Annotated in this window: 5 protein-coding genes; all 5 read right to left on the bottom strand. The window is 34.0% G+C overall.

What is annotated here, in order from left to right:
- Nucleotides 1-134 precede the first annotated feature (134 nt).
- Complete coding sequence (locus IC610_RS19865) at nt 135-848, bottom strand: hypothetical protein (protein ID WP_191738616.1); 714 nt, start codon at nt 846-848, stop codon at nt 135-137.
- Nucleotides 849-995: 147 nt separating this feature from the next.
- The gene (locus IC610_RS19860; protein WP_191738615.1) at nt 996-1,247 is read right to left on the bottom strand and encodes a glycine-rich domain-containing protein; all 252 of its coding nucleotides are present in this window, start codon (nt 1,245-1,247) and stop codon (nt 996-998) included.
- Nucleotides 1,244-1,549 carry a hypothetical protein gene (locus IC610_RS19855; protein ID WP_191738613.1) on the bottom strand — a complete coding sequence of 102 codons (306 nt, stop codon included), beginning with the start codon at nt 1,547-1,549 and terminating at the stop codon, nt 1,244-1,246. Before IC610_RS19855 ends, IC610_RS19860 begins: the two co-directional genes overlap by 4 nt.
- Nucleotides 1,550-1,718: 169 nt before the next feature.
- Nucleotides 1,719-2,567 (bottom strand): hypothetical protein, encoded by an 849-nt coding sequence (locus IC610_RS19850; protein ID WP_191738611.1) that lies wholly within the window; start codon nt 2,565-2,567, stop codon nt 1,719-1,721.
- A gap of 213 nt (nt 2,568-2,780) precedes the next feature.
- Complete coding sequence (locus tag IC610_RS19845) at nt 2,781-3,473, bottom strand: hypothetical protein (protein ID WP_191738609.1); 693 nt, start codon at nt 3,471-3,473, stop codon at nt 2,781-2,783.
- Between the last annotated feature and the right edge of the window lie 219 nt (nt 3,474-3,692).

The following is a 3,692-nucleotide window of genomic DNA, read 5'->3' as shown; positions in this document are numbered from 1 at the left end:
TTGCGGTGTGCAACAAGCTGCTCAAAATTGTATTTGGGGTGGTAAAAAACAAAACAATGTACCAAGATAATTTTATTGCAAAAAGTGCTTAAAATGTTTGGTTTTTTACACAGTTCATGTTATGCGACGTTTTTTTATTCCAGAAATATATCATCACTTGGGATAAGTCCATTTTTTTTTGCTTTCTCAAAGTCGCTTTGAGAAATAAATGTAATATTTGCTATTTGGTCAATTGCAGGTAATGCAATAAATATTTTCCTGTTATTTGTTTTTGACAGTAATTGCCCATTAATGAATTGTTCAATAAAGTTTGTATCAATCCAGTCTTGATTTTCATTGATATCAACGGCATACTTTAGTTCTTCGTTTTTATTTGTCAAGATTGAAATGTTAATTAAATTTCTTTCCTTGGTAACGTTTATTTTTTTTATTTGATTTTCAACTTCAGCAATTTTAATCATTTCGTTTAGAAGATTTTTATATGATTCTGCAGTTTCAAAGCCTTCTGCATCAAAACTCAAATCTTCTAATGCTAAAAAAGAATAATTTGCTTCTAAATCATTCTCGATAGTATTAATAATTTCCTTTTTTTTAACTTCACTTTTTTCGTTAAACCAATCAAAAGTTTTTAGCACTTTTATATATTCTGATTTGCCTTTTGCTGTTAAAATTCTGTATTCATCAATTCTTATTGAATCATTTTCAGCGCCGAATTTGGATACACCTTCATATGGCAATGCTGGTAAAACTTGTTTTGAATACAGTTCATTTTTTGTTTGTGAGCAAGATAATACTGTAAATAAAATACTTAGTATCGTGAATATTTCTTTTAGTAATGTTGTTTTCATAAAATGTCGCATAACGGCCAGGGCTTTGCGAAGTTGCGGCAATTTCGAAGCCGAGTACTTTCGGTGACCGGAAACGAAGTTATGGAAAAAAGTAGAACAATTTTGCGCAAGAATGCCGCAATTTCGCCAAGCCTATGTTAGCGATAGTTATAATTTAGGAACAACTTCAATACTAGGCCATAAATCTTTAGGAATCGCTTGTGGACTTGGACTATTGCATTGCGTACAAGTCCTTATCAACTGCTCCCACTTATTTTGATACCAATATTCGATAAGTTTTAAAGAACGTTCTCTATTTTCGTCACTCATATGTTCAGGGTCAGGCTCAGGTGTATGATGATAATATTCCCCAAATATATTATTACAAAAATTATTATACCATACGGTATGTAAAATCATTCTATGCCAATATTCACAACATCATTTTCAGGAATATGGTAATATCCATTGTCTAAGAACGCAAGAGAGAAAAATTGTTTAGTCCAAACCTCGATTTTTATTGCATAATCTTTTTCCCATGAGTATTTTTGCATGCAACTTTGTGTTATGCTAGAAAAATCATAATCTTCTAATCTTTTTAAAACATTTATTAATTTAATGTTCTGAGGATTAACTTTTAATCCAATTGGTAAATAATTTGTTTCCATAAAATAAAAAGGTGTTAATTTTAGCCTACTTATTTTGGGCATCGGCTTTCCCATAATACTGTTTTAACGCATGCTGAATAATTATCGCTAACGGTTTGCGGCTTGGCGATGGGCGGGATTTTCAGCAATAAAGTTCATACGAAGCACAAATGTTTGTTTAAGCAGAAATGTTTCTACGAAGCACGTCAGCCCGCCTATTGCCAAACCGCTGTTATAGGGCGTTTTATTCTATTCCTTGTTGTCGCCAAATGTTATTTATTTCTTGTTCAAAAGGTCTTTTAAATGTGTATGCAACGTGAAAACCGTCATCTCCTCTTTCAAATTCTTCTTTATACAAGTTAATTCCTCTTAGCGTGTATAGGTATTCTTTAAATGTTCCGTCATCATTTACTACGTAGTCCTCAACGCCATAAATTGTAAAGTTATTGATTACAAATTCTCCATATTGAAGTCCACCGCCAACTGAAACAACGTTCCCGTCTCTAATAACTTGTCTTATAATATGAAGTGGCGAAAGATTTGCGTTTTGAGTGTGAATTCTGTCTGCTTCGTTTTTTCCACTTCCGAAAAATTCAATCCCGTTTTCAGTTAGTATTTCTTCGTGAAATGGTCTAATTGGGTGAGTTGAAGTGTCGCAAGAGAATTTGAAAATTCGGATTTTGTTTTGAATTGGACAGTAACCTGCAAGAATTAGTTCACAAATACCATTTACTTGTATTATGTCACCAAGGTCTAATGTTGTCTTGTTGAACACTTTAAAAACTAAACTCGCAATGCCTACCATTGAAAGGTCGGTGTGTCCTGGAATGTATTGCAGGTTTTGAAGAATTTCATAAACAGATTCTTTTACCGTGTAAGCGTTTATTGCACTTCCAACCACTGCAAGTCCTAATTTGTAATTGTAGTCAAGATTAGTATTATTAGTTTCCGAACTTGTCGGGGAATAAATTTTTACAAGAACTGAAAATACTTTTATTCCGTAGTCAATGTGTCCCGCATTACCAAAACTTATTCTTGAGTCAGAAGATAAGGAAATTCTATTGTTAAGTCTATGTGCAATTACTAATGTCATTGTCGTGTCGTTTTAAATTGTTTTTTCATTGTTGGTGGTTCGTCCCAAAATGCCCTATAACGGTTTTCGGCTTGGCGATGTGGCGGATTTTTAGCACAAAAGTTCAATAGAATTACTGCCGTTGAACCTTGCACAATGTTTCATACGAGCACGAAACCCGCCATATTGCCAAGCCGATGTTATAGGGCGTTTTTCTTTGTCCGTATATTGTTTTCATTTCCAAAATTCCCACCATTTTTTCTCGGTTTGCTTGTCCCAAAGTGTGTTCTTGCTTGCTGAAAAACCTGTCTCTTTGTCTTCCGAAACCGTTACCCAAAGTTTTGATTTTCTCTCTTCTTCTGTTCGTAAATCTTCATAGTCATAATGACCAATTTCGTCTTGTTCGCCTGTCAATTTTATTTTGTTTGTTTCAAGCCAATAAATAACTTGCTCAATACATTCTTCAAGTTCAGGCGTAAAACTGTCCAAGAGTTCTTTTTGTTGTTCGGTTGTTAGTTCATCCCAAGAATCCGCAGTCGTGTTATTAACTCTTGGCACTTCAACAGCAAGTCCAATTCCTAGTCCGAGGTCTTGTAGGAAGTTATAACCTTTGCAATACAAGTCGTAAAATTCCATTAAAATATATGGAAGTCTCTCGGTCTTATGTTTCGCTTCGTTTAAAAGTCCAAGCATTTTGTATTTTTCAAACTCTCCAAGGTCAATATGCTTTTTCAGTAAGTTCCAAAGTTCATATTTCGCTCCACTTTGCTTAAAGCTTAATGAAATCAAGTCAAGATAGTCTTCCGATTTTAAATGCTTTTCAAGTTCTTTGTCGGCATACAACCACTGTTCAAAGTCGTCAAGTGAAATTTCGCCTTTGATTGTCTTGTAAAATCTTTCTTTTATGTCTTGTGGTAGTATCGTCATTTAAAATGCCCTATAACGGTTCGGGGCTTTGCGATGGTGGGGCAATAGAAGTACAAATCTTCAATTTTGTATAGAAGTTGAACCGAAGAACAACTATTGAACTTTGTAGTTTCGCCCCACTATTGCCAAACCCTTCCTATGTTTGCAATTCCTTAAATTTATTAAATATAAAACTATAAAAAAGAAAGAACCAATGAGCAGAATAAGATAGGCAAACCC

It is taken from the genome of Chryseobacterium caseinilyticum (genome assembly GCF_014837145.1).
In the GTDB taxonomy this organism is placed as follows: domain Bacteria; phylum Bacteroidota; class Bacteroidia; order Flavobacteriales; family Weeksellaceae; genus Chryseobacterium; species Chryseobacterium caseinilyticum.
This window is presented reverse-complemented; position numbering and strand designations above follow the sequence as displayed.

Bases quoted from the DNA above. Each gene is read 5' to 3' on its own strand.
- IC610_RS19855 (WP_191738613.1), bottom strand. From the start codon at position 1,549: ATGGGAAAGCCGATGCCCAAAATAAGTAGGCTAAAATTAACACCTTTT.
- IC610_RS19865 (WP_191738616.1), bottom strand. From the start codon at position 848: ATGAAAACAACATTACTAAAAGAAATATTCACGATACTAAGTATTTTA.
- IC610_RS19860 (WP_191738615.1), bottom strand. From the start codon at position 1,247: ATGATTTTACATACCGTATGGTATAATAATTTTTGTAATAATATATTT.
- IC610_RS19845 (WP_191738609.1), bottom strand. From the start codon at position 3,473: ATGACGATACTACCACAAGACATAAAAGAAAGATTTTACAAGACAATC.
- IC610_RS19850 (WP_191738611.1), bottom strand. From the start codon at position 2,567: ATGACATTAGTAATTGCACATAGACTTAACAATAGAATTTCCTTATCT.